A 26,134-nucleotide genomic window follows, 5' to 3' on the forward strand; every position below is an offset into this window, starting at 1 on the left:
GAGGACCCAGGCAATGGGCGCCAAGGTGGATTTCACGAACAATTTCGAGACGAGCCTGCAAAGCTCGCTCAACGAGATTTCCGGGCTGGGCCCGATTTCGCAGCGCGTCGACGATTATCTGACGAAGCGCGGCGACGTCGATCCGAGCGTTGCGACGCGCGACGTGGCGGGACTCAAATCGCGCATGGCGCAGTTCCTCCAGGGACGCGGCGCGCGGCTCAATAACGACCTGCGCTTCAAGATGGGCGGGTATGACGAGATCCTGTTCGCGGCGTACGACAAGTCGCTGTCGGCGCAGGCCGGAGGCGACGATCCGCTGGTCTCGGCCAATCGCGGCGACGAGATCGGCAATTGGGATTTCAGCGTCGAGCAATTCGATTCGGTCGAGCTGCTCGGGCTCGATCCGGTCGCGGTGCGCGCTGCCGGCGCCATCGACTATATCTATGAGCTCGGCGAACGCCTCGGCGTGTTCCGCCTGGCCGAGACGTTGGTGCTCAACTGGGCATCGGGCCGGATCGACGTGGTCGACAACCGCGCGACCACCAAGCTCTATTGCTATTGGAAGCAGCTCGACGGGCGCTCGGACGCCGAGGAGCGCGGCATGCTCTATCGCCGGGTCGTCGGGCGCGGGGATTCGCAGATGCTCACGCGGATGGTTGCGAACGAGGGCTTCCAGCCGCTCTGGGCGAACCTGATGGGCGAGATCGCAACCTATATCGAAAAGGCCGAGCGGCTCGAGACCGGGCGTTCCGACGTCACGTCGGTGTCGCCGGGCCCGATCTACCAGACGATGCGCGAGATCCAGTACAACCTCACCGAATATTGCACCGGCATGGCCTTCGTGCAGGCGCAGGAGATCTACAAGCAGCTCCAGGGCGCGTTCGACGTGCTGCGCGATCCGGACATCGTCGCCAATTTCGGCGGCCCGCGCCGGCGCAACATGTGGACCGTGATCGGCGAGCTGTCGAAGCAGGAGTTCGGCCATTCGCTGCCGATCGGCCCGCTGCTGCGCGTCGCGGTGGATGGCAACCGCATCTACCAGATCATCGCGGATTTCGACGGGGTCGATCTCTCCGCGGCGCAGTTCCGCGCGCTGATCGACGCAGGCGAGAGCTACATCATCAATTCGTCGGTGATCGACGGCCAGGGGGGCGACGAACCCCGCTTCAGCGGCGGCAGCGAGGAGACGTCCGACACGGACGAATTCTCCGACGACGCCTTCGAGGATGAGTTCGCCGAATAACCCTCTTTCGCCGGAGCCGAGCGCGTCATGTACGACAATGAAAGCCTCAAGGAACTCGCCCGGGCGCAAACCCGCGACGCGTTCCGCAACATGCCGACCTTCCTCAGCCTCGACGTCAACGAGCAGAAGGACCTGTTCCGCGAAGCCTATCGCCGCAACTATGACGATCTCGTCGCCCAGTCGCGGCCCCAGGCGCAATCGGTGTCGCGCGCCATGGCCGAGAAGGCCAGCGACATGATCGACGACAGCCGCCACCAGAACAAGCGGATCGAGCAGGCCGGCGACCTGGCGGGCGATTTCATCGACGAGGTCGATTTTCCCGGTTTCGTGAAGGACCTGCTCAAGGGCGTGTTCGACGCGAACCTGAAGGTCACGCTCGATCAGATGACGACCTATCAGAAGCTGCTCCAGACCGCGACGGCGTCGATCTCCAAATTCGCCAATGCGATCGATGACACCACCGCGTTCGGCTATCTCGCCGAGAACCAGGGCGATGATTTCTCGATCGACTTCTCGGACAATGAGAAGGAAGCCGACGGGACGCCTAAGGCGGTCCTCACCAACAGCTCGGGCGAGCCGGTCGATATCGGCGACAACCAGGTCAAGGTGAAGATCATGGAGGCCAAGATCGCGATGGCGCGCGAGCAGCGCGCGTTGCTTCGCGAGACCATCCTGATGGGGATCACCCGGCTCGTGGTCGAGAAGGGCAACGTCAAGGCCGCGGTGGTGTTCGACATCAAGGCGACCGAGACGATCGACAAGACCGACAAGGCCGGCCTCAAGGAGGCGATCTCGACCAGCACCTCGGTCGGCGCCAGCGGCGGACTCATCGGATCGATCTTCGGCGGGCCGCGCGCCGGGCACACCAGCAGCACGCGCAAGACCAAGATCAGCGTGTCGAGCGCCAAGAGCCGCTCGAGCACCGATCTCAGCGCCAAGATCACCGGCTCGGTCGATATCACCTTCAAGTCGGATTACTTCAAGCTCGACAATTTCGCGACGATGTACGGCCCGCAGGCGCCCGCCGGGGCCGGGGCGGCGGTGCCGACCACGGCGACGCCCGCCGTGCCGGCGCGCTGACGGGAGGGCCGGCATGTGGCGCTCGCGATACTGGTCCCGGAAGACGATGGCCCGGCCGGCAAGCGCTGGTTCCGCTTCGACGTCGGCACGTCGCCTTTTTGCCGCTTCGCAGTGGGCGGGCCCGAGCGGCGCCAGCTCGATGGCGTCTCGCTGCTCGGCCAGCCGGTCTGGACCTCGCCGATGCTCGGACCGCTGCCTGCCCATGACATGGGCAGGGGGCGCTACGGAATCGACGAGAGCGTCTTCCAGGGCGAGGCGGAGTTCGTCCAGATGATGAGCTATCGCACCGCGCAGCGCGAAGGCCCGGCGGTGTCGGCGATCGTGCGGTCGCGTTCGCCGCTCCCGGCGATGCCGCCCGCGCCTGCGCTGTTTGCGCGCGCCGCCAGTGTCTCGCGCCCGGAGCGGGCCCAGCCGGTGGCGAATGCGCTCGGGCTGCTCGATATTCTCGGAGCGCTCGCGCCGATGGTCGGCCAGCTGCTCGGCGGCCTGCGCGGCGGAGGGACGCCGGCGCCCGGCCCGGCGCCGGCGCCGGGCGGCGCGGACCTGCTCCAGCGGCTCGCCGATCCGGCGACGATCAAGCTGCTCACCGATCTGATCGCGCAGGTCTCGCATGCGCCGGCCCCCGCGCCGCCGCCTGGGCTGTCGAGCACCAAGTCGGTCCGCTATTCGGAGGCGCAGATCGCGCCGGCGCTGCTCGCCGCGCTGCCCGCGCTGATGCCGCTGCTCCAGCAGGTGCTCAGCCCGCAGACGATACAGACGCTGGTCGATGCGCCCAATCGCGCCGCGCAGACCGTGATCAACGGCGTCACCGACGTGATGAAGCTCGGCATCCAGAACAACCAGGCCGAGATGGATCATCTGAAGGACCTCAACCCCGGGGTCGACGATCCGGCGTTCGACCGGCTGATGGAGGGGCTGGGGCTCGGCCCCGCGGCGCAGCGCAACGGCCGCGACTGGCTGCGCACTACGCGGGTGCGGCTCGCGTTCGACGGCCTGCGCAGCGTTTCGGCCGGCGGCGCCAATCGCGTGGTCTTCGCCTCCGACCGGGCGATCGTGCTGCCGATGCGGGTGGAGCTGCCCGAGCTGGCTTCGGGTGGGGCGCCGCGGCTCGGCGAGGCGAGCCTTTCGCTCGAGGTCAAGGATCCGGTGAGCCTCGCGGTGGTGCGCCGCGCGCGTGCGCGAGTCGACGACATCGTCGCAAGCGGCGCGGCGGGATCGATCACGCTGCCGCTCGATCAAGTCGCGCAACTGGGCGCCGGGCGCGACTGGCTGCTCAGCGTGACCCTGACGTGGCGCGGCCCCAAGAAGATGCAGGGCCGCCGGCTCGGCGTGGTGATGACCCAGCTGATCCATCTGGCGGGCGGCTATGTGTTCGATGCGCTGCACGAGGAAGGACCGGCGATCGACCTCGCCGATCCCGACCAGCACCGGCCGTTCTGGCACAAGGTCTGGGCCGGACGCTTCGCCGAGGAAGCGCGGCGCTTCGAGGCCGAAGTCGATTATCATTATGGCTGGGACGCCGGCGCGCGCGACGTGGTGCGCGAGGAATCGAGCATCCAGACGCGACCTGCCGACGGCTCGGTGGCGGGGATGCAGGCGCGGGTGAAGAGCGGGCTGGTGCTGTCGCCGGATGCGCTGGCGGCGGTGGCCGCCACGCTCGATCCCGACAGCGCGCCGCTCGATCCCGGAGTGCGCGCGGCGCTGAACGATCCGCTGCTCGCCGAACGGCTGGGGCTGGGCGCGCGCGCGATGCTCAAGCTGCGCGGACGGCAGGACGAGGCGTTCGCGCTATGGGCCTATCCGGCAGTGCGCCGCGCCAAGCTGGCGCTGCTCAAGCCGCGCACGGTGCTCGAGACCGGCAACATCACCGAGTTCGCGCCGCACCAGGTGCCCTTCGCGGTGCCGACGGCGATCAACCTGGTGGGGACGCGCGCACGATGAGGACTCTGGCTGCTGCCCGCCCGCGCTATGCCCGTATCTTCGAGGCGCCCGATGCCGGCAATTCGACGGCGCCGGCCGAGATCGACGGCCAGGAAGTGTTCGTCCACAAGCGCGTCAACCTGTTCCCGCGCGGCAAGGGGCAGCCGCAATGATCGAGCGCCTCGATCCGTTGCCGCCGCTCGGCGCCTTTGTCGGCGAGCTGATGGACGTGATCGATCCCGAGGATCCGGCCGGGCTCGAGCGGATCACCGTCGACATGCCGCTGGAACTAGACTTGCTCTCGGGTGGCGGCCAAATTCTGGCGCTGGGCGCGAGCCCGCCGACCCAGCGGATCGAGACGAGCATCCTGCCGGTGTTCCATCGCTTGCGCGTGACGCTGGCGGCGCAGCCGATCGAGGAGGCGGGCGATGCCGGCAGCGACGGCTGAGGCCTGGAAACTCGAATCCTTCCTCGATTCGCTGATCGTCGAGCTCGATCGCGCCCAAGATACGCTTTCGGTTAAAGGCGTTACCCGAAAGCTCACCTATGCGGTTCAGGATGTCGCGGTCGACCTGTTCGTCTTCCCGCGGTACGAAGAGGGGCGGCTACGCTTCAACGTCGCCAAGCCGGGCGAGGAGGGCGCGTCCAAGATCAGCTTCTCGCTGGGTTCGATCACCGATCGCCAGATCCAGGAGACCGGCAACCGCCCGCCCGCCGAGGACGACATCTCGCTCGACGATGTCGAGGATCTCTCGCCCGAAGTGAAGACCTCGCTGCAAAGCGTCGGGGTGCGCTCGGCGCGCGATGTCGAGCGGCTCTCCGAACGGCAGGTCGATGTCGGCAAGCTCTTGTCCGAGAAGAGCGGCGGCACCTCGAAGGTCGGCTACACCGATCTCGCGGCGATCATCAACAAGGCGCGGCGGCGGCAGAATGCGCCCAAGGTCGCCAGCCTCAGCCTCGGTCGCCACGAAGGCGCGCGGCTGGCGCTATCGATCGACGGCGAGAATCTGGCGGTGGCATCGGCTGAGGGCTTTCCGCTCGCCTTCGTCAACGATCGCCCAGTCGATATCGTCGAGGCAGGGCCGGGACGGCTGCGCCTTGCGCTCGACCGCGATCAACTTTCCGCAGGAGACAATATGGTGCGGATTGCGCTCGATCCCTATGCGGTGGTCGACTTTGCCGTAGTCGGCCCGGAGGCGCTGCAATGAGCGGGCCGCGCCGCCACCGGCTGCACAGCCTCGGCATGTCCACTCGCCCGGCGCGATCCGGCGCGGGCGAAGGCGGGCGTGCGCGGTTCCGCGACGATGGTTTCGCGGTGCGCGCGCTGGGCGTCCAGCCCGGGCCGGCGCTGCGCCATCGACCGCCGGCGCCGGTCCACAGCCTGTCGGCCGGTTCGTCGGACTGGGATTGGCCCGCTGCCGAGCCCAGCGCGCTGAGCTGGCCCGAGCCGGGCGACACCGCCGCGGCGTTCAGCGTCTCGCTCGGCCAGGCGCCAGCCGAAGCGCCGGCCCCAGTCGCTCCGCCGGCGGCTGCCCAGGCACCCTTGGCGCTGGACGATGACGAGGCCGGCGACGATGTCGCGGCGATCCTGCGCGAGAACGGCCTGGTGCCGACCGCGCCCGCGCCCGCGCGTGCCCCGAGCAGCGCGCCGCCACCGCCCGCTGCCGACGCGCACGAGGACGTGGCGCCGCCCGAGGATCGGCATGCGATCTTCGGTCAGCTTGGCCGCGCAATGTCGCACGCCAACAGCTTCCAGCTCGGCCGGTTCAATTTCGATCGCCATTTCGACATGCTGGAGGAAGGCATGTCGCTGCATCCCGCCAGCGCGCCGGCACCCCGCACGGTGGCGATGTCGAACGCGCGCGAACTCCACGATCTCGACCTGATGAGCGAGCTCGCTGCGATGTCCGAGGCCGCGGGTGTTCCGCTGCGCCGCGATGCCGAGTCGGATGCCTTCATGGCCAAGGTCGCGCGGGCGCAGGCGCTCAGCCTCAAGGACCTCGATTCCGGCGAGGACGAGAGCATGCAGGAAGAAGAAGACACCACCGAGGAGGAGTTCGCCTCCTTGAACGAAGCTGCCGAGGAAGACGCCCATTCGCCCTGGAGCGAACACCAGGACGAAGCGGAAGCGGAGGAAGAATAATGGGCAAGAGCATCATCGATATCGAGCGCGGACTTAAGCTCCGCTATTCTTCCGCCAAGCCGGCGCCCGCCCGGCCGCCGATCAAGCGCGGCGCCAAGAAGGGCTCGCCGCGACCCGGCAGCGCCGTCGCTTCGGCGACGCGCGTGGGCACCAAGGCCGGCGCGCTCAGCTATCGGCGCGCGCACGCTTTCGATGCGATCGACGTCGCTGTCGACGGCTTCATCCCGCCGCTCCAGCAGCGCAATGCGATGACCTGCTGGGCGACGGTCTACACGATGATCGCCAATTGGCGGAAAGAGCGCTCGCAGACGGTGGAGACGGCGATCGCCGGGGTCGGCCCGCGCTGGTCGGCGCTGCTCGCCCAGGGCGACACGCGCGGCCTCTCCGCGTCGGAAAAGGTCGATTTCCTCGCCGATGCCGGGCTGGTCGCATTGCCGCCGCAGAACCCCACGATCCAGCGCTGGGCGGATATGCTGCGCAGCTATGGCCCACTCTGGGTGACCACCGACGAGGCGCCGCCCAATCTGATGATCCACGCGCGCGTGCTGCTCTCGATGAAGGGCGACGGCACTGCCGACGGCACCACGCTGACGCTGATCAACCCGGGATCGGGCGGCACCGACGTCGAGACCTTCACGGCATTCCTGCGCAAGTTCGAGGCCGAGGCGGCGAACCCGGCCGGCGTGCTGCGCGTGCAGATCGTCCACTGGCCCGCCGGCGCCAAGGCCTTCTCGCTCGCCAAGGCCGAGCCTGCCTATGTCCCGCCACCGCTGTTCGCCGGCACGGCGCGCGGTGCGCTGGTCGCCGCGCTCACCTCGCGCGGCGTGCCGATAATGGATGCCGAACAGCTGGTTTCGGCGTTCGAGGCGGAAGTGCGCGCGAACAACAATCGCCCGGTGCCGCTGTCATGGCGCTCCAGCGCGTTCGATACGCCGGTCGTGCCCAATCCGGACGAAGGCGATCCGACCGCGACGGCGCTGGAAATCCTGCAATTCTTCTATCCCGGCCGCAGCTTCACGACGATCAACAACGATCATGTCCGGCTGGCGGCGCGGATGTTCTACGCCGCGCTCGAGAAGCAGAAGGTGCTCGACCTGCTGCCCGAGGTGCCGACCAGCCCGCCGACGCCGAAATGGCTCGCCAAGCAGGCAGTGAAGATCCTGTGGCGCAAGATGAACGGCCCCAAGGGCTTTTCGGTCGCGGTGCGCAACGCAGTCGCGCTCCAGTGGAAGACCACGCTCGAAGAGATCGAGAACGGACTGCCGCCGACGGCGTTGTCCTTTTCGCGTGGCGCGCATGCGCTCAGCTATGTCGAGCAGCAGGGTCTGTCGGACTGGATCAGCAATCCCGACATCCCGCTATCACCGGCCGTAGGCGGGCGCTCGCTCGATCACGCCGCGCTTGAGATCGGCGACCTCATCGTATCGACCACCACCGAGGCGCCGTCGATCGCGATCCGGCGGATCGGTTCGCCGGTGAGCCATGTCATGCTCTATGTCGGCGGCGGCATGGTCGTCGAGGCGATCGGCGAGGGCGTGGTCCACCGCACGCTGAGCGATGCGCTGGCGCACAGCTATGTCGGCGTCGCCTTCCGCCACCCGACGCTCACCGCTCAGCAGGCGCTGGTGGCGCGCGATTTCGTCGGCCAGAAGATCGGCGTACCCTATGATTACGACCTGATCGTCGCCCACGCCAAGTTCCAGCTCGGCCGGATGGTGTGCGACCAGCTGCCGGAGTCGCTGCGCGATCGCTGCCGCAGCATTGTCGGCCCGGTCGATTTCGGCCGCGGCAACGACGGGCGCTTCATCTGCTCGTCGCTGGTCGCCGAGGCCTTCGAGAGCGCCGGCGTGCCGCTGCTCCCGGTGCCGGCGCGCTCGGTCAATCCCGGCGACGTCGCGCTCAAGGCCAATCTCATCTATCTCGGCCATGTGAAGTACGACCCGCCGGCCGGGCTGCTCGATCGGATCGGCCGACTCTAGGCAAGCGCGTCTCCAGGCTACGCCGCCTCGGACATTTGCGTCGCTTGGGCCGCGGCACGGATGTCTGCGGCCAGCGCGTCGACGCGTGCGGGATCGGCATCCCAGGCGAACATGAAGCGGGCGCCGCCGCCGATGAAGGTGTAGAAGCGCCAACCGCGCGCGCGCAGATCGTCGAGCAGCGGGGCGGGGGCGCTGAGGAACACCGCATTGGCCTCGACCGGGAACATCGGCGCAACCTGGGGCACGTCGGCGATCGCCGCCGCCAGACGCGCCGCGCAGCCATTGGCATGCTCCGCGTTACGCAGCCAGGCGCCGCTCTCCAGCATGCCGACCCAAGGGGCGGCGAGGAAGCGCATCTTCGAGGCGAGCTGCCCGGCCTGCTTGCAGCGATAGTCGAAATCCTCGGCGAGCTTGGGATCGAAGAACAGGATCGCCTCGCCGACCGCCATGCCGTTCTTGGTGCCGCCGAAGCACAGCACGTCGACGCCGGCACGCCAGGTGATGTCGGCGGGGCCGCAGCCAAGATGTGCGCAGGCCTGGGCGAAGCGCGCGCCGTCCATGTGGAGCTTGAGCCCGAGCGCGCGGCAGGTGGCAGAGATCGCCTGAATCTCTTCGATCGAATAAACCTGGCCAGTCTCGGTCGGCTGGGTGATCGTCACGGCGCGCGGCTTGGGAAAATGGATGTCCGAACGGCTGGTGGCGAGCGCGCGGATCGCTTGCGGAGTCAACTTGCCGTCGGCGCTGCTGGCGACGAGCAGCTTCGATCCGTTCGAGAAGAATTCGGGGGCGCCGCATTCGTCGGTCTCGACATGCGCCGAGGAGGAGCAGATCACGCTGTGATAGGATTGGCCGAGCGCGGCGAGCGCCAGCGAGTTTGCCGCGGTGCCATTGAACGCGAAGAACACTTCGCATTCGCTCTCGAACAGCGTGCGGAAGGCGTCGGCGGCGCGCTGGGTCCATTCGTCTTCGCCATAGGCCGGGGCGTGGCCGACGTTGGATACCTCCATAGCCGCCCAGGCCTCGGGGCAGATTCCGGCATAATTGTCGCTGGCGAATTGCTGGGGTTCGTGGGTCACGCGTGCGCTTTCTCTACTGGTCCTGGCACCCGGAGACTGGCGACGCGTGGCAGATAGAGGACCCGAGGGTTGCCACTAAGGCCACATCCTTGCGTGGTTTCACGCAAGCACCACCTTGCCCGGGAGCAGGTTGGTGTCGGGGCGTCGCCCAACTCTTGATGCATTGCAGCAAACTATCGCCGCGATGCGGGATTGGCAAGCCAGTCGAGAAAGGCCGGGATTACGGCATAGACCCTGTCGAGGTCGGCGGCGTCGATGCAATAGGGCGGCATGACGTACACCGTGTTGCCGAGCGGGCGGAGCAGCACGCCGCTTTCGCGGGCAAAGGCCATCAGCGCCGGGGCGATGGCCGAGAGGTAGCCGCTTTCGGGCTGTTCGATCTCGAACGCTGCGATCGTGCCGAGCCGGCGGGTATCACGGACCGCAGGATGCGCGGCGACGGCGTCGAGCCGTGCCTGCTGGCGTGCGCCGAGCGTGGCGATGCGGTCGTGCACCGGCTCGTCGCGCCAGATTGCGAGATTGGCATTGGCCGCGGCGCAGGCGATCGGATTGGCGGTGTAGCTTGACGAGTGGAAGAACATGCGCGAGCGGTCCGGTGAACGATGCGCCTCGAAGATCGGCGCCGTCGCCATCGTCACCGCCAGCGGCACCGCGCCGCCGGTCAGACCTTTGGACAGGCAGAGGATATCCGGCACCACGCCTGCCTGTTCGCAGGCGAGCAAGGTGCCGGTACGGCCCCAGCCGGTCATCACTTCATCGGCGATGAACAGCACGTCGTGACGGGCGCAGATCGCGCGCATCTCAGCGAGCAGTGCGGGCGAATATATCTTCATGCCCCCGGCGCCGAGCACCAGCGGCTCGACGATGAACGCGGCGGGCTTTGCGCGGCAATGCGCTTCGAGCGCGTCGAGGCTTGCCTGCTCGTGGCCGGGCTCGGGGAAGGGGACAGTGGCGACGTCGAACAGCAGCGGCTGATAGGCCTGGTTGAACACGCCGCGCGCCCCGATCGACATGCCGCCAATCGTGTCGCCATGGTAGCTGTGCTCCAGCACGACCACGCCGTGGCGAGGCTCGCCGCGATTGCCCCAGGTGCCGAGCGCCATCTTGAGCGCGACTTCCACCGCGGTCGATCCGCTGTCGGAGAAGAAGACATGGTCGAGGCCCGCCGGCATCATCGCGACGAGGTCGCGCGCCAGCGTCTCGGCCGGCTCGTGCGTCCAGCCGGCGAAGATGATCTGGTCGAGCGTGGCGGCCTGGGCGGCGATCGCGGCGGCGATGCGCGGGTGGCAATGGCCGTGGGTCGTCACCCACCAGGAGGAGATCGCATCGATGATCCGGGCGCCGTCGCTTGTGTAGAGCGCGGCCCCCTCGGCCCGCGCGACCCGCGGGATCGGTTCGTTCAGGCCGTGCTGGGTGAAGGGATGCCAGACCGGGCTCATGCGAAGTCTTCCAGCGCGAAGTTCGCGGCGAAAGCGGCGGCGAGCGTTGTCGGCGTGAGCGGATCGAGGCGGGGCAGGCGGCCGAGCCGTTGTACGCCGCCGATCGTGGCGATCGTAGCCTCGCTGTCGGGCTCGGGGTCGCCGATGAACGCCACGCCGAGGATCGCCACCCCGCGGCTGCGCAGCGCCTCGATCGAGAGCAGGCTATGGTTGATCGTGCCGAGCCCGGTGCGCGCGACCAGGACAGTCGGCAGACCCCAGCGCGCGAACAGATCGGCGTAGAGCAGCGCGCGCGTCACTGGCACGAGCACACCGCCGGCGCCCTCGATCACCAGCGGGCCTTCGGGCGGGACGAGACGCGCGGGGTCGATGACGACGCCATCGATCTCGGCGGCGCGGTGGGGCGAGCAGGGGGTGGCGAGGCGGTAAGCTTCGGGGAGGATGCGGTCTTCCGGCACGCCGAGCGCGGCGACCCGCTGCGCATCGCTGCCGTCGTCGAGCCCGCTCTGGATCGGCTTCCAATAGCGCGCACCGATCGCGGTGGTGAGCGCCGCGGCGAAGACCGTCTTGCCGATATCGGTATCGGTGCCGGTGACGACGAGCCTCATGCCAGCACCCGGCCGAGTTCGGCGGCGAGCGTGTCGATGTCGTCGGTGGTGACGTTCAGCGTGATCGAGATGCGCAGCCGCGACGTCCCGTCGGGCACCGTCGGCGGGCGGATGCCGCGCACGTCGAACCCGGCCTGCTGCAGCGCCGCCGCCGCGCGCATCGTGCGCGCGTCGTCGCCGAGGATCAGCGGCAGGATCTGCGAGCCGCTGGGCGTCACGCCGTGCGGGGCCAGCGCCTGCTGCGCATGGTCGATCAGCGCGTGGAGGTGGTCGCGGCGTTCGGGCGCGGTGAGCGCGCGCAGCCCGGCGCGTACCACCGCGGCGATCAGCGGCGAGGGGGCGGTGGAGTAGATGAACCCGCGTCCGCGATTGACCAGGAAGTCGCGCACGATCGCCGGGCCGCAGACCAATGCGCCTTCGCTGCCCAGCGCCTTGCCGCAGGTGTGCAGCGTAACGACATTGCCACGCCCGGCGAGCCCGTCAGCGAAGCCGCGCCCGTCGCGACCGAACACGCCGGTCGCGTGCGCCTCGTCGATCAGCAGCACCGCGTCGTGCCTCTCCGCAATGGCTGCCAGCGCGTCGAGCGGGGCGCGGTCGCCGTCCATGCTGTAGAGGCTCTCGACGACGATCCACGCCTGCCCGGTGCCGCCGTCGTGCCGCCACGCAGTGATCGCCGCGTCGAACGCCTCCGGATCGTTGTGGACCGCGGCTTTCGCGACCGCCCGGCTCAGCCGCATTCCCTCATGCGCACTGGCATGGACGAGCGCGTCGAACACGATCAGGTCGCCGCGCTGGGGCAGGGTCGAAAGCAGCGCCACATTCGCGGCATAGCCGCTCGAGAAGAACAGGGCGGCCCCGGCACCGAAGAAAGCCGCCGCCTCGGTTTCAAGCGCGACATGCTCGTCATGGTTGCCGCGCAGCAGCCGCGATCCGCCCGATCCGACCGGCACGCCGCGATCGAGCGCGTCGCGCACCGCGGCTTCGAGCAGCCCGGACGCGGCGAGGCCGAGATAGTCGTTCGATGCGAAGTCGCGGCCGTGGCGCGGTGCGAGCGTCCGCCGCCGGTCGCGGGCGGCGAGGTTCACCAGGTCTTGAGCTTGGGCGTCGAACGGGGACATCGCCGCGCCCTAGCGCCCGCAACCGTCCAAGCAAAGCGGTCAGGCTGGTTGCGGGGCCGCGACGCTGCCGCTGCGCTCGAGCTTGCCCCAGCCGACCACCCAGCCGCCGATCGCCGAGGCGATCGCGCGCACCACCACCCAATACATGATCTGGCGATAGACGAAGCGCTGCGCGACGAGCAGCGCCGCCGGATAGCGCGCACGCTTGCCATCGAGTCGATAGGCCAGCCAGCCGCACAGCACATCGATGGTGACGAATGCGAGCCAATAGAGGCCCATTTGGCCGACATCGCCGCTGGTCTGCGCCCAGCCATGCTGGACCACGCGGAGCACGGTGCCGACCAGCGACAGGATCAGCGTCAGGTCGATCAGCGGCGAGATCGCGGCAAAGGCGATCTGGAACAGCCACGCCTGGGGCAATCCGACCAGCGCAAGCCCGGCGGGGCGCCGCGTCCACAGCACCGCGCGGTGCTTCCACAGGCATTGCAGCGTCCCGAACGCCCAGCGATAGCGCTGTTTGGCGAGTGCTTTGAAGCTCTCGGGCGCCTCGGTCCAGGCGACCGCTTCGGGGTCAAAGGTGACTCGCCAGCCGGCGCGCTGGATTGCGATTGTCAAATCCTGGTCCTCGGCCAGCGTGTCCTCGGGATAGCCGCCCACCACGTCGAGCGCCACGCGCCGCCAGGCGCCGACCGCGCCGGGCACCACCGTCATCGCATCGAAGCCTGCCAGCGCACGCCGCTCGAGATTCTGCGCGGTGATATATTCGATCGCCTGCCAGCGGGTGACGAGGTTGACCGTGTTGCCCACCCGCGCATCGCCCGCCACTGCGCCGATCGCGGGGTCGGCGAACCAGCGCGCGAGGCGGCGGATCGTCGCCGGCTCGAACTGGGTATCGGCGTCGAGCGCAATGATGATCTCGCCCTCGGCCTGGAGCAGCGCGCGGTTGAGCGCCGCGGCCTTGCCGCCATTGGGCAAGGTGAGCAAGGTCACGCGCGGATCGTCGGCAAAGGCTGCCGCGACGATCGCGCTGGTCGCGTCCTTCGATCCATCGTCGGCGACGATCACCGACAGGCCCGGATAGTCGCTCGCCAGCACGCGCCGGACCGAGGATTCGATCACCTTGGCTTCGTTATACGCCGGGATGATCACCGAGACGCTGGGCACATATTCAGGCGGCGTGGGACGGCCGCGCCGTGCCTGGAACCAGGCCAGCCCGGCCATCAGCACGGCGCGCGCGATGCCGAGCGCGATGGCAAGGTAGAACAGCCAGCCGAGCAGCCCGGCAAGGATCGCCAGCGCGACGAAGATGACGACATCGGTCCGCACTGCGAGCAGATCGGCGCCGTCGATCTTGGGCATCACCTGCCCCTGGCTGAGCCCGACCAGCTGGGAGACGGGCACGAAATTATAGCCCTCGGCACGCAGTGCGCTGATGATCCGCGGCAGCGCCGCGACGGTCTGCGCGCGGTCGCCGCCGCCGTCGTGGAGCAGCACGACATTCTCGGCATTGCCGGGGCTGGCGCGGTGGACCTGGTCGAGCACCTGGCTGACGATCGCATCGGTGCCTGGGCGCTGCCAGTCATTGGGATCGACGTGGAGACCGACCACGGTGTAGCCCGCCTGCTGCGCGATCAGCGCCGGCCCGATCTCGTCCTGCGTGGTCGGCTCGGCATCGCCGAAATAGGGGGCGCGGAACAGGCGGGTGGCGCGTCCGGTATAGGCCTCGATCAGCCGCTGGGTGGCGTTGAGCTCGAGCCGGGTGGCATCGGCACCATCGAGCGCGAGATTGGGATGCGTGTAGCTGTGGTTGCCGATCTCGTCGCCATCCGCGACGATGCGGCGGAGCAGCCCGGGCTGCTGAAGCGCATTCTCGCCGATCACGAAGAAGGTCGCCGGGACATGTGCCTTTTCGAGGACGTCGAGAATGCGCGGCGTCCAGGTGGGATCGGGGCCGTCGTCGAAGGTCAGCGCGATCGCATGCGGCGAAGCGCCCGCGCGCTGGACGACATAGGGCGTGGGCAGCGCGTCGTAACGCTCGCCGCGGATCATCCCGGCGCGGTCGAACCCGGTGGTGCGATGCCCGACCGTCGGCGACGCAGTGACGCGCAGCAGCTCGCCCGATCCTTCGACATCGACGTTGAGCGCCGACTGGAGCTGGCCGAGCTCGGGGCGACCGCCGTTGCGGAACGCCGCGAAGTCCGACCACAGGCCCGGATCCTCGCTGCCCAGCCGCCACATCGCGACATCGACGATGCCGAGCTGCTTGAGCGCGACCAACTCGTTCCAGCTCGCCGCGGCATCGAGCATCCAGATCTCGTGATGATCGCCGGCATCGTCATAGGCGAAGCCGGCATTGCCGCTCGCCGCATCGAAATGGACCGGGGCTTCGCTGTCATGCGCGGCGAGCCAGGCTTCCTCGATCGAAAGCGCGTCGGCGCCGCTCTTGTGCCAGTCATAGGCATAGCTGCCCAGCGCGACGATCAGCTTGTCGCGGCCAAGCTGGCGGACGCCGTCCTCGACTGCGCGGATGAACCAGTGCTGCGCGGCGATCGGGCCGGCCTCGCCGCCTTCCCAATGCTGGTCATAGGCCATCAGGATCACGCGATCGGCTGCGTGGCCCAGCGCGGCGAGGTTCCACTGCGCGTCCGCCGCCGGCGCAGTGACGGCGAGCTCCGACCCCTTAGGCAGCGCGGCACGGATTTCGGAAAGCAGCCGCAAATAGCCGGGAACGGTGCCGGCAGGCAGGTTCTCGAAGTCCATCACCAGCCCGTGCGCGTGGCGATCGGCGACGAAACTGGCGAGATGCGTCGCCAGCGCATGGCGCGCCGCCGGATCGGCGATCAGCGTTGCCGCACCCTTGCCGTCCCAGCTCGTCCCGAAATTCTGCACCATCGGCAGCACCTTGGGCGCATTGGGCGCGGCGGCGACGATCGCGTCGAACTGGCGATCGCTGTTGAGGGTGAGATGGTGATCGGCGCCGGTGACGCTGACCAGCGCCGGCACCACCCAGTCGAGCGTGGCGACATGCGCGCGCAGCGAAGCGACACCGGCATCGTCGCCGGGCACATAGAAGCCGACGGTCAGCGGCGCCGCGGCACCCTTGGCATGGAAATGCGGCAGCCACGAGCGGCCGCGGCCTCCCGCCGCGTGCATCTGCGCGGCGTGGCGCTGGCCGAAGGGCAGGGGAAGTCCGGCCGCGCCCGGCGTCGCCACCAGCGTCGTCGCAAAGGCGATCGCCGCCGCGACGATCAGCACGATGAACGCGGCAAGCGCGCCGCGCGCGATCGTGCCGCGGCGGCCAGTGGGGTCGAAGAAGATCGGCGAAGACATCGGCTGCATTTCCGGACGCGGTTCGGCAAGTGGACCGACGCGATACCAGCATGCGGATGCCGGCAAGGTGAGGCGCGGATGAAGTTTTTGTCATCCGCTCCGGTTGTTCCGGAGCCACGACGATGTGGCGCCGTGATCCGCGCGCAGCGATCGTCGAAAACGCGGGCTCGGCCAGTCGACCCCAGTGCCCCTGCGCTTCAGTCCGCCCGGCCGGGCGCCACCGTCGTCATCGTCTCCAGCCGTGCGTCCTGCTCCTTGCGAACGGGCACGTCGAGCGCACTTCTCAGGGCATCGGGCACCAGCTGCGGATTATAGGGTTCCATCGTCGGTCCGGTCGCCCTGGAGGTGATGAACTGCGTCCCGTAGATCTGCTGCTGACCGATCTTCTGGAGATAGCGGTCTAGCGTCGCCGCCGCGATCCACCTCGCCTCCGCTTTGCCTTTGGCCACGGCGGCAACCGCCAGGCTGTGCGCGAGCAGATAATCGTCGGCGCTTCGCCCATGTTGGAAGATATAGGCAGCGGCATAAAAATCCCCTGCCGTGTGCAAGGCGCCCGCATCCAGCAATTTGCGAGCCGCGACGCGCCGGCTCTGATCGTCGAGCAGCATCTTTTCGACGAACGCGCGGTCAGCGATCTGCTCGGGCTTGATCGAAGTGCGCACCGCCTGATCGGCGACAAACAGCGCCTCGAGCTCCGCGTTGTCGGGTTCGACCCGCGGGGCGGTGAACCCGGGCGCGCCAGCGAACAGCGCGAGCGCCAAAGCAATATTGAGGACCATGCTAGCCACCTCCGGACAATCGAGTCCTTGACTACATCTGTAGTCATCGCATGTCGAGGCGTCGATTGGAAGGCTAGGCCGTAGACTCATAAAAGCGGCCTGTCGGCTTCCGCCCCAAAGTTGGACATCTGAGGTGGGCACGGCCGTGCCTGAAAACGGTCATTCGTTCAGCATTCTGGCGGCCGGAAGCAAGCGTCCATTTTCTTTCGGATCTATAGCGTCGTTGGCGCTCGCAGGCGGAGTAAGAGCCGGAACCTAGAACTTGTCACAAAGGCAAAGGAGTTGACAAAACTGAGAGGTGATGTTGCAACATCTCTATGTGTGATATTCCATCTTACCTCGCGATGAGCCTACCTGTTTGCGATTGTGCACCGGCACGGTGATCAAGCAGCTGCGAATCTGTGCGACCGTTCTGGGCATTGCGCTTCTTACGTTCCTTCTGGTTCCTCCGATGGCATGGCTGGCTAGAGATAGTTGGCTATGGATACGAGCAAGCGACCCGAACGATCGCGCCGAAGTGAAGCACATCTTTCAAAGGGATCTTATCCGCGGCAGCAGCAGGTCCTTGGAAGTCTCTATTTTGGACCCGCCGGTACGAAGGGCGAGCGTTCCTGTTGAGACCATTCCTGTCCATCCGGGACCGGACCTTGCGGCTAAGCTCCCCAACTGCGCTGGCGGAGTTACAGAGAGTTTTGCCTCCTCTGCCCTGGCTCGCACCCGCGCAAGAAGTTCCAGGAGTTTTCTGATCGAGGAAGCTCGCTTTCGAGCTTACGAAGATCAGGCAAGCGCTCTGAGCCTGATGACCTTGAGCGCGTGCGTCCATGCCACGCCTCTCGCCAGCCGGTGCGCAAGACATTTTTTCGCATCACGAGACCGCATCCTGCCCAAAGACATAATAAAGCAGCTCGTCAGCATGGAAGCGGTCCATTCTGTTGGGGGAGCTGCCTGTTGGTTGCACCCTTCCACCTGAAGAACGGCTCCGAAGCTCACAATAGGCCCCGCGCCTACATTGCAACCCGCTGAGCCGCATCTTTGGCTCCCCAAAGCTGACTCACAGCCAACGGGCCGAAAAGCTGCAGTGCAGCGTTCGGAACGGCAACTATTACGCTCTTGGTTCCCAAAGCGGACGGTCCGCTTCCCACCCAATCTCGGACATTCGAGCGACCCTGCCGGAAGCGGCCGTTTATGAGTTCACGACCTAGTTGCGGGGCACCTCGCGCAGCCGCGCGAGATCGGCGGGCGTGTTGATGTTCGGCGGGAGTTGCGCTGCGATAGGTCGCGCGCCGATTCGTTCGGCGAATGCGCGCACCGAATGGCGGCCGGTGCCCGAAAGAATGGCCTCGGCGTCCGGCGTGGCGGCGGTCGGCCATAGCCCGATCACCGGCTGGTCGATCAGGAAGGCCGGCGCGGGATCCAGCAGCGCGCGCAGGTTCGCGGGCAGCGCGACGCAATCGACGGGCGCGGACAGCATTTGATCGAAGCCGTGCGCGGCGGCATGGCGCAACGCACCCGCGATCGCCGCCAGCGGCCCCATGTCCGGTGCAGGCCAGTCTGCGATCGTCTCGCTCCTCGCATGGATGCGCCCAACGATCACCAGCACGTCGCAATGCGGGCGCAGCGTCTCTATTGCATGTGCGAGCAAAGGCTTGCCGTCGAGCAGCGCTTCGGCCTTGTCCGATCCGAACCGTGTCGATTGTCCGCCTGCCAGCACGGCGCCAAGGGTCTTCATCGCCACCATCCGTCGTTCGTCAGCACCCGTTCATACCCCATTCGCGGCCTTTGCTGCATTGCAACAGGTTTTCGGGGAACCATCGCCCCGAGTTGATCGTCCCTCAAGCAACGAGCCGGCGCAAGCGGGCGGCGGTGGGGATTGAAAATGGAGTCTCTCGAGGTGGATGCGCTCGCTGCGCCACCGATCGAATTGCTTGCGGACGCGAGCCTGTTCCTGGACTTTGACGGCACGCTCGTCGAGCTCGCTGCGCGTCCGGATTCGGTCCGGGTCGATACGCGCCTGGCTACGCTGATGGAGCGGCTCCATGACCGTTTGGACGGCCGCTTGGCGCTGATCACCGGCCGAGGCGCCGGGCAGGTACGAGCGCTGTTCGATGCGCCGCGGTTCACCGTGGCGGGCAGTCATGGCCTCGAATTCCTCTATCCCGATGGCCGTACCGCGCTCGCCCCGCGGCCGCCGACGCTCGATACGGCGCTTGCCGAGATGCGGGCCTTTGCCGCGGCGCGCCCGGGGTTGCTGGTCGAAGACAAGCCGCTCGGCGCGGCGCTGCACTATCGCTGCGAACCCGAGGCCGAGGCCGATAGCATCGCGCTTGCGCAAGGCCTCGCCGCGCGCCACGGGCTCTATCTGCAGACCGGCAAGATGATGATCGAGCTGCGTGCCGGCGGCGGCGACAAGGGCGAGGCGCTGCGCTTGCTGATGGCCTCACCCGAAATGGCCGGGACCGTCCCCGTATTTCTCGGCGACGACGATACCGACGAGCCTGGCTTCATCGCCGCAGCGTTGCTCGGCGGTGCCGGGGTGCTGATCGGCGACGAACGGCCCACTGCTGCGCGCTATCGACTGTCGGGCGTGGCGGCGGTGCTCGACTGGCTGGAGGAGGCTGCGGCATGACCAATCTCGATTTGTGGCCGATCGGCAACTGCCAGGTGAGCGCGCTGGTCGATCGCACTGGCCAATTCGTCTGGGGCTGCGCGCCGCGCGTCGACGGCGATCCGCTATTCTCTGCGCTGGTCGGCGGCGAGGCCCCCGACACCGGTCTCTGGGCGATCGATCTCGAAGACTGCGTGTCGATTGAGCAGGAATATCTGCGCAACACCCCGGTGCTGGTCACGCGCTGTGCCGACGCGGCGGGCAATGCGATCGAGATCGTCGATTTCTGCCCCTATTTTCGCCGATCGGGGCGCAGCTACCGCCCGGTGGCCTTCGCCCGGATCGTCCGGCCGGTGAGCGGCAGTCCGCGCATCCGGGTTCGCCTCCGCCCGACCTGCGGCTGGGGCGGCACCTGCCACCGCGCCATCGGCGGCACCAACCATATCCGCTACGAGATGGATGCGCTGACGCTGCGGCTGAGCACCAGCGCCCCGGTCGGCCTGGTCCATGAGGAGCGCGCGTTCCGGCTCGAGGGCACGCTGCATTTCTTCCTCGGCCCCGACGAGAGCTTTGCCGGCGATATCGGGCCGACGCTCGATGCGATGCTGGCGAGCACCGTCGGCGAGTGGCGCGAATGGGTGCGCGGCTTGGCCATCCCGCTCGAATGGCAGGACGTGGTGATCCGCTCGGCGATCACGCTCAAGCTGTGCCAGCATGAGGAGACCGGCGCGATCGTCGCGGCGCTCACCACTTCGGTGCCCGAACATGCCGGATCGCAGCGCAACTGGGACTATCGCTACTGCTGGATCCGCGACGCCTATTACACGGTGCAGGCGCTCAACCGGCTGGGCGCGCTCGACGTGCTCGAAGGCTATCTGGTCTACCTCCGCAACATCGTCGACAGCGCCAAGGGTGGGCACATCCAGCCGCTCTACGGCGTGCTCGGCGAGGCGGTGCTGGAGGAGCGCGCCGCGCCCGGGCTGGCGGGCTATCGCGGGATGGGGCCGGTGCGCGTCGGCAACCAGGCCTATGAGCAGATCCAGCACGACGCCTATGGCCAGATCGTGCTGTCGAACACCCAGGCGTTCTTCGACGAGCGGCTGTTCCGCAAATCGGGGATCGAGGATTTCGAGGCGCTCGAACGCGTCGGCGAGCGGGCCTGGGCGCATTACGACCAGCCCGATGCCGGGCTGTGGGAACTGCGTACGCGGCAATCGGTGCATACCTACAGCTCGGCGATGTGCTGGGCAGCGTGCGACCGGCTCGCCAATGCCGCGCAGGTGCTCGGCCTGCCGTCGCGCAGCGCCTTCTGGCAGGACCGCGCCGACAAGATCCGCGCCCGGATCGAGGAAGCCGCCTGGCGCCCCGATACGCGGCGGCTCTCGGCCACCTTCTCGGGCGACGATCTCGACGCCAGCGTGATCCAGCTGCTCGAGCTGCGCTTTCTCGCCCCCGACGATCCGCGCTTCATCGACACGCTCAACGCGGTCGAGGCCGGGCTGCGCCGCGGCTCGTACATGCTGCGCTATGCCACCGAGGATGATTTCGGCCTGCCCGAAACCGCGTTCAACGTCTGCACCTTCTGGCTGATCGAGGCGCTGCACTTCACCGGCCGCAGCGACGAGGCGCGCGCGCTGTTCGAGGAGATGCTGACCCGGCGCACCGCCGCGGGCCTGCTCTCCGAGGATATCGACCCGATCACCGGCGAGCTGTGGGGCAATTACCCGCAAACCTATTCGCTGGTCGGCATGATCAACTGCGCCGTCCTGCTGAGCAAACCCTGGAGTTCCATCCGTTGAGCCGATTGATCGTCATCTCCAACCGCGTCAGTGCCCCCGATGGTTCGACGTCCGGCGCGCAGGGCGGGCTGGCCGTCGCGCTCCAGGCGGCGCTGCGCGAGATGGGCGGCATCTGGTTCGGCTGGTCGGGCGAGCTTACCGACGAATTCACCGGCCAGATCAACTTCCAGCGCAACGAAGGCGTCACCACCGCGACGATCGACCTCGAGGCGCAGGACGTCGACGAATATTATAACGGCTATGCCAACCGCACGCTGTGGCCGTTGTTCCATTATCGCATCGACCTGGCCGAGTTCGAGCGCAGCTTCGCCGGCGGCTACCAGCGGGTCAACGAGCGCTTTGCCGAGACGGTGCGCCCGCTGATCGAGCCCGACGACGTGCTGTGGGTGCAGGACTATCACATGTTCCCGCTCGGCCAGGAACTGCGCCGGCGCGGCTGCAAGAACAACCGGATCGGCTTCTTCCTCCATATCCCCTGGCCACCGCGGCGCCTGCTCTCGGCCTTGCCCGAGGCGCACCAGCTGATCGAGACGCTGTTCGCGTATGACGTGATCGGCTTCCACACGCAGGAATGGATGGAATCGTTCATCGACTTCGCCCGCGCCGAGATGGAGGCGGTCGTCTCGCCCGGCGGCGTGCTGCGTATCGGCTACAAGAGCGTCCAGCTGGTCGTCGCGCCGATCGGCATCGACGCCACCGAGTTCGCCGCGCTCGCCGCCAGCGACAAGGCCCGTGATTCGTACGAGCAGATGCGCCGTAGCGCCGATGGGCGCACGATGATCGTCGGGGTCGACCGGCTCGATTATTCCAAGGGGCTGGAGGAGCGTTTCCTGGCGTATGAGCGGTTCCTCAACGAGAACCCGGCCGAGCGCAAGGAAGTGTTCCTGCTCCAGATCGCGCCGCCTTCGCGCGCTTCGGTCGAGAGCTATCAGCGCATCCGCAGCGGGCTGGAGGGCGTGTCCGGCCGGATCAACGGCGCGCATGCCGATCTCGATTGGGTGCCGATCCGCTACGTCAACCAGGGCTATCCGCGCGACGTGCTCGCCGGGGTCTACCGCGCCGCCCGGATCGGGCTGGTCACCCCCTTGCGCGACGGGATGAACCTCGTCGCCAAGGAATATGTCGCCGCGCAGGACCCCGAGGATCCCGGCGTGCTGATCCTCTCGCGCTTCGCCGGCGCCGCGGTGCAGATGGAGCAGGCGGTGCTGGTCAACCCGTACAGCGTCGAGGAAGTCTCCGACGCGATCCTGCTGGCGCTGCGCATGCCGCGCGACGAGCGCATCGCGCGCTGGCGCGCGCTGATGGACGGGGTCGAGCAGGAAGACGTGATCTGGTGGCGCAAGCGCTTCGCCGACGCGCTGATGGCGGTGCCCGAGCCGGTCTGAGCGCGTCCGCGCCGACGGAAGGCTGCAAGGGGCGCCGCTATGGCGCGCTGCCGGGTGCAGGCAGCGTGCGGAGGAACGCCGATAGTCTGGCCTGCCCTTCAAAGCCGCTGCGATTGGTCCAGACTGGACCTTGCCGTCACTCTTCTTCGAGGGGCATGCGAGACTTTTCAGCCAATTGCCTAGGCCATAGCAACAGGAGCAGCGTGGCCACAGCCAGCATGCCGATCGTCAGAAGACTGCTTTCCGGCCCGGCCGGGCCGCCGGTCAAATCTATCGGACCAACCGGCACAAGCTGCACAAGCAATGCCGGTAGATGCAGATCGAATCCGGTTATCGGCACGGCAAAACCCACCCCGGCGAACCAGTTCCAGCCTGCATGCCATCCCATCACACCCCAAATGCTGCCCGCACGCCACGCCCAGGCGCAAGCAAACAGTCCGAATGTGAACGCCATGACGATTTCGCGGACCGGCTGATGCGGTGAAAAGTGAAGAAATGTGAAAGCGGTCGAACTGGCGATGAATCCCGCCACCAGGTTCCAGCGGCGCGTCGCCGTAGAGAGCAGCCAGCCGCGAAAGATGAACTCCTCCACGCCCGATTGGAAAACAAAGCAGGCCAGCAGAATTGCTATCCAGAACAGGGATGCAGGAGAGGAAAAGGCGGGAAGGACATCTTTGCTGACATAGCCCCCGGCGAGCCAGATCGAAATGATCGCCAAGGCCATCATTCCAATGCCTACCGTCAGTCCTGCCAAGTGGTTGCGCAGCGGATGTGCCCCGGTCAAACCCAGGGTCGGCAGGTCGCGACGCTCGACGAACCGGGACCAGGCCCAGACGGCCGCTCCCATCGCCACGAACGGTAGCAGCAGAAACAGGCAAAATCCGAACGAGGAAAGTGGCGCGCCCTTGGAATTGACCAAGCCTAGCCATTCAAGGCCAAAATCGAGCGGAACGCTGGAGAACCCGACCAGCAAGATGCAGACGATTGGCGAAAGCCAGGCCCAGGGCAGCCAGCCGCGATGCGGTTCGGGTGAAAAGATCGTCTGTATCATTCTGTTCCGTTAGCCCTGAGGCGGGCCCGGCTATAGAATGATTGTGCGAAGCTGATCGTCCCGGTGCCAGGCCAATGGCGTAGTCCCAAAAGTCCGCCTGAAAACTCTGCCAAAGTGGCTTTGATCCGCAAACCCGGCCTCGTGGGCAGCTGCGGCAAAGCCAAGCCCGCTGCGCAGCAGCTGTCTGGCGCGCTCAAGTCTGCGGCATTGCAGATAGCGATATGGACTGGTTCCTAACAGCGAGCGGAAGTCACGCGAAAGCTGCCAGCGGTCATAACCAGCGATTCCTTCCAGCTTTTCTAGGCTGGTCCCCGGTTCTGGCACGCTGTCGAGGAATTCGCGGACCCGCATGACAGCTTCACGATTCATCGTCTGCTTGGTCGGCGGGCCCCCTTCGCAGCGCTGCATAGCAGACACGAGCTGGTGCAGTGCGTCCTGGTAGCCGAACGGCTCATGCTCGGCAGAACAAATTGCAATCAGGCGAAGCGCCGAACCGACCAGATCGGCGTCGGTTGAAACCCCTTCCGATAGAAACGGCAACGCGGCTCCGCCGATCACGGTCTGGACATGGGCAGGCGGCAGATAGGCTGCCCGATAGGAAAAGCCGGTTTGGTCGCAACAATATCCATCGTGCACTTCGTCCGGATGCAGGATCATCACTTGCCCGGGCAGCGACCGCCACCGATCGCCGCGATAGTTGAACGACTGCACGCCGGCAGTGGTCACTGCGATCGTATAGGTGTCGTGACGATGCGGCGAAAATGCACCAATGCGAAGCTTCGCTTCAATCAGCTCAACCTTGGACCCAGACGGGCCGATATCCCGATTTTCCGCGTCGGACTGCATTCAATCTTATTGTGCCTGGACCGAACGTTCGCAAGCGTCTCGGTCGTCGAACGAACTGGCGGCCATGCCTGGATAGATTTCGTCCATGTCCGCATCTGGGTAGGTCACGGCCGTTCGCCCCTTAAGTTTAAGGTGCGTCCACTTCGGGCATCCAGGCGATACAGCAGAACGGCGGCGATTGGGCGCATTGCGGCCCTTACCCCTCAAACCTGCTTCACCCGCTCCGGCATCGGCACGCGTGCGCCGTGGCCCGGCATCTTGGGCAGCACCGGCCGCTCCAGCCCCGTCACCAGATCGGCGATCCTGACCGGCTGGCCGGTCTCGAAGCAGCGGTCGGCGGCGATGCCGATCAGGCAGGAGGCGGCGCCGCCGCGTTCGTCGGCGGCGCGCATCAGTTTGTCGCGGGGGGCGGCGGGATCGAAGATGTCGGCGAGCATCACGCCGTCGCCTCCGCCATGGCCGCCGGCGCCGGTCCAGGGCTCGATGTCGCGCGGGGGGCCGCGCATCGGGATGATCCGGGTGGTGATCTGGTCGCCGCCGAGATCGTTGGTGGCGCCGGCGACCAGCGCCTTTTCGACGACGCTGTGCTCGAGCCGGCCGCGGGTGCCGTTGAACGCGACGGTATAGCCTTCCCAGGCATTGAACGCGTTGAGGCTGTAGCTCAGCGTCGTGCCGCCGGCATAGCCGACGATGACGTTCATCGTATCCTCGATGCTGATCTCCGGGCGCCAGACGCACTGATCGCGGTGATAGCCGTCATATTTCTCGGCATCGAGGTACATGGCTTTCAGCGCGGGGTCCTCGGCAAGATCGAAGAAGAAGCTGCACGCGGCGGCCTCCGGGCAGGTGTGGCAGCGCTGGTGCGGGCCGGTCAGGCCGAAGCGGCGCGCCATTTCGGGGGTGTAGAATTCGCGCTTGCCGGTGGCATTGACGCTCACCGGCATGTCCGACAGCCACCAGTTGACCAGATCGAAATGGTGCGTCGCCTTGTGGACCATGAGGCCGCCGGAGATCGCCTTGTTCGAATGCCAGCGGCGGAAATAATCGGCGCCGTGGACGGTGTTGAGCAGCCAGTGGAAATCGACCGAGAGGATGTCGCCGATCTCGCCCGACATCAGCAGGTCTTTCACCTGGCTGCGATAGGGCGAATAGCGATAGTTGAAGGTCACGCGGATGTGGCGGCCGCTGCGCTTCACCGCATCGAGGATGCGCTGCGCCTTGGCGGCGGTGGTGGTCATCGGCTTTTCGGTGATGACGTCGCAGCCGGCATCGAGCGCGCGGACGATATAGTCGTCGTGAAACGCATCGGGCGGGGTGACGATCACCGTGTCGGGCTTGTGGTCGCGCAGCATCCTGTCGAAATCGACGGCGAGATAGGGCTTGGGGGCAGGGGCGCCGGCCTGGGCGGCGCGGCGCGCGACATAATCGAGCCGGCCGGGGTTGGTGTCGCAGGCGGCGACGAGCGCGCCGTGCGCCTTGTGCGGGCCCCACAGCGCGTCCTGGTACATCCGGTTGCGGCTGCCGACGCCGACCGAGACATAGCTGCGGCGCGCGCCGGCGGGGGCTGGGGCGGCGTTTGCGTCGAGCGCGGTGGCGAGCGCGGCCCCGGCCGCCAGCCCCTTGATCACGTCGCGCCGTGCTGGCGTGTCTGCGTCGCGCATCCTCTGTCCCCTCTTGGCTTTTGTGCCTTCGATTCCCAACATGTGTTACCGGTATTTGCATCGTGGGAAAAG

The 26,134-nt window shown here is 67.1% G+C and carries 21 protein-coding genes and 1 riboswitch; of the genes, 11 read left to right on the top strand and 10 right to left on the bottom strand.

Annotated features, from left to right (window positions below; translation table 11 throughout):
- The first annotated feature begins 13 nt into the window (after positions 1-13).
- The 8 genes from AB2M62_RS04680 to AB2M62_RS04715 are packed head-to-tail and all read left to right on the top strand — an operon-like array spanning position 14 to position 8,365.
- Positions 14-1,243, top strand: coding sequence for a hypothetical protein (locus tag AB2M62_RS04680; protein WP_404338211.1), 1,230 nt, complete (start codon positions 14-16; stop codon positions 1,241-1,243).
- Between the two features lie 27 nt (positions 1,244-1,270).
- Positions 1,271-2,323, top strand: a complete 1,053-nt coding sequence (locus AB2M62_RS04685) for a hypothetical protein (protein ID WP_404338212.1) — start codon at positions 1,271-1,273, stop codon at positions 2,321-2,323.
- A 15-nt stretch (positions 2,324-2,338) separates the two neighbouring features.
- Entirely contained in the window at positions 2,339-4,264 is a 1,926-nt protein-coding gene (locus tag AB2M62_RS04690; RefSeq protein ID WP_404338213.1) for a hypothetical protein, read from the top strand.
- The gene (locus AB2M62_RS04695) at positions 4,261-4,416 is read left to right on the top strand and encodes a hypothetical protein (protein WP_404338214.1); all 156 of its coding nucleotides are present in this window, start codon (positions 4,261-4,263) and stop codon (positions 4,414-4,416) included. Before AB2M62_RS04690 ends, AB2M62_RS04695 begins: the two co-directional genes overlap by 4 nt.
- Entirely contained in the window at positions 4,413-4,691 is a 279-nt protein-coding gene (locus AB2M62_RS04700) for a hypothetical protein (protein ID WP_404338215.1), read from the top strand. The genes AB2M62_RS04695 and AB2M62_RS04700 overlap by 4 nt, the downstream gene beginning before the upstream one ends.
- Complete coding sequence (locus AB2M62_RS04705) at positions 4,672-5,451, top strand: hypothetical protein (RefSeq protein ID WP_404338216.1); 780 nt, start codon at positions 4,672-4,674, stop codon at positions 5,449-5,451. The genes AB2M62_RS04700 and AB2M62_RS04705 overlap by 20 nt, the downstream gene beginning before the upstream one ends.
- Positions 5,448-6,386 carry a hypothetical protein gene (locus AB2M62_RS04710; protein WP_404338217.1) on the top strand — a complete coding sequence of 313 codons (939 nt, stop codon included), beginning with the start codon at positions 5,448-5,450 and terminating at the stop codon, positions 6,384-6,386. The genes AB2M62_RS04705 and AB2M62_RS04710 overlap by 4 nt, the downstream gene beginning before the upstream one ends.
- A complete protein-coding gene (locus AB2M62_RS04715; protein WP_404338218.1) occupies positions 6,386-8,365 on the top strand; it encodes a papain-like cysteine protease family protein in 1,980 nt (659 codons plus the stop codon). The genes AB2M62_RS04710 and AB2M62_RS04715 overlap by 1 nt, the downstream gene beginning before the upstream one ends.
- A gap of 17 nt (positions 8,366-8,382) precedes the next feature.
- Here AB2M62_RS04715 and AB2M62_RS04720 read toward each other — a convergent pair whose 3' ends face one another.
- The 7 genes from AB2M62_RS04720 to AB2M62_RS04750 form a co-directional block, all read right to left on the bottom strand.
- Positions 8,383-9,441 (bottom strand): threonine aldolase family protein, encoded by a 1,059-nt coding sequence (locus AB2M62_RS04720; protein WP_404338219.1) that lies wholly within the window; start codon positions 9,439-9,441, stop codon positions 8,383-8,385.
- Between the two features lie 55 nt (positions 9,442-9,496).
- A riboswitch (SAM-I-IV-variant riboswitch) is annotated at positions 9,497-9,608 on the bottom strand.
- 6 nt (positions 9,609-9,614) lie between these two features.
- Positions 9,615-10,880: an adenosylmethionine--8-amino-7-oxononanoate transaminase gene (locus tag AB2M62_RS04725; RefSeq protein WP_404338220.1), complete on the bottom strand. Its 1,266-nt coding sequence runs from the start codon at positions 10,878-10,880 to the stop codon at positions 9,615-9,617.
- A complete protein-coding gene (bioD, locus tag AB2M62_RS04730; protein WP_404338221.1) occupies positions 10,877-11,488 on the bottom strand; it encodes a dethiobiotin synthase in 612 nt (203 codons plus the stop codon). The genes AB2M62_RS04725 and bioD overlap by 4 nt, the downstream gene beginning before the upstream one ends.
- Positions 11,485-12,606, bottom strand: a complete 1,122-nt coding sequence (locus AB2M62_RS04735) for an 8-amino-7-oxononanoate synthase (protein WP_404338222.1) — start codon at positions 12,604-12,606, stop codon at positions 11,485-11,487. The genes bioD and AB2M62_RS04735 overlap by 4 nt, the downstream gene beginning before the upstream one ends.
- 39 nt (positions 12,607-12,645) lie before the next feature.
- The gene (locus AB2M62_RS04740; protein WP_404339803.1) at positions 12,646-15,936 is read right to left on the bottom strand and encodes a glycosyltransferase; all 3,291 of its coding nucleotides are present in this window, start codon (positions 15,934-15,936) and stop codon (positions 12,646-12,648) included.
- A 197-nt stretch (positions 15,937-16,133) separates the two neighbouring features.
- Positions 16,134-16,697, bottom strand: a complete 564-nt coding sequence (locus AB2M62_RS04745; protein WP_404338223.1) for a hypothetical protein — start codon at positions 16,695-16,697, stop codon at positions 16,134-16,136.
- Positions 16,698-17,913: 1,216 nt separating this feature from the next.
- Complete coding sequence (locus AB2M62_RS04750) at positions 17,914-18,444, bottom strand: molybdenum cofactor guanylyltransferase (protein ID WP_404338224.1); 531 nt, start codon at positions 18,442-18,444, stop codon at positions 17,914-17,916.
- Between the two features lie 147 nt (positions 18,445-18,591).
- Here AB2M62_RS04750 and otsB point away from each other — a divergent pair, with 147 nt between their 5' ends.
- Genes otsB through AB2M62_RS04765 form a run of 3 tightly spaced genes read left to right on the top strand, consistent with a single transcriptional unit; the run spans position 18,592 to position 22,504 of the window.
- Positions 18,592-19,341 (top strand): trehalose-phosphatase, encoded by a 750-nt coding sequence (gene otsB, locus AB2M62_RS04755; RefSeq protein WP_404338225.1) that lies wholly within the window; start codon positions 18,592-18,594, stop codon positions 19,339-19,341.
- Positions 19,338-21,119, top strand: a complete 1,782-nt coding sequence (locus tag AB2M62_RS04760; RefSeq protein ID WP_404338226.1) for a glycoside hydrolase family 15 protein — start codon at positions 19,338-19,340, stop codon at positions 21,117-21,119. Before otsB ends, AB2M62_RS04760 begins: the two co-directional genes overlap by 4 nt.
- Positions 21,116-22,504, top strand: a complete 1,389-nt coding sequence (locus AB2M62_RS04765; RefSeq protein ID WP_404338227.1) for a trehalose-6-phosphate synthase — start codon at positions 21,116-21,118, stop codon at positions 22,502-22,504. Before AB2M62_RS04760 ends, AB2M62_RS04765 begins: the two co-directional genes overlap by 4 nt.
- A 136-nt stretch (positions 22,505-22,640) precedes the next feature.
- On the opposite strand, the gene AB2M62_RS04770 is transcribed toward AB2M62_RS04765, so the two are convergent.
- The 3 genes from AB2M62_RS04770 to AB2M62_RS04780 form a co-directional block, all read right to left on the bottom strand.
- Entirely contained in the window at positions 22,641-23,555 is a 915-nt protein-coding gene (locus tag AB2M62_RS04770; RefSeq protein WP_404338228.1) for a lysostaphin resistance A-like protein, read from the bottom strand.
- A gap of 30 nt (positions 23,556-23,585) precedes the next feature.
- On the bottom strand, positions 23,586-24,401 hold the full coding sequence (locus AB2M62_RS04775) for an AraC family transcriptional regulator (protein WP_404338229.1): 816 nt from the start codon (positions 24,399-24,401) through the stop codon (positions 23,586-23,588).
- A gap of 203 nt (positions 24,402-24,604) precedes the next feature.
- Complete coding sequence (locus tag AB2M62_RS04780; protein ID WP_404338230.1) at positions 24,605-26,062, bottom strand: Gfo/Idh/MocA family protein; 1,458 nt, start codon at positions 26,060-26,062, stop codon at positions 24,605-24,607.
- Between the last annotated feature and the right edge of the window lie 72 nt (positions 26,063-26,134).

It is taken from the genome of Sphingomonas sp. MMS12-HWE2-04, from assembly GCF_044881185.1.
Lineage (GTDB): Bacteria > Pseudomonadota > Alphaproteobacteria > Sphingomonadales > Sphingomonadaceae > Sphingomonas.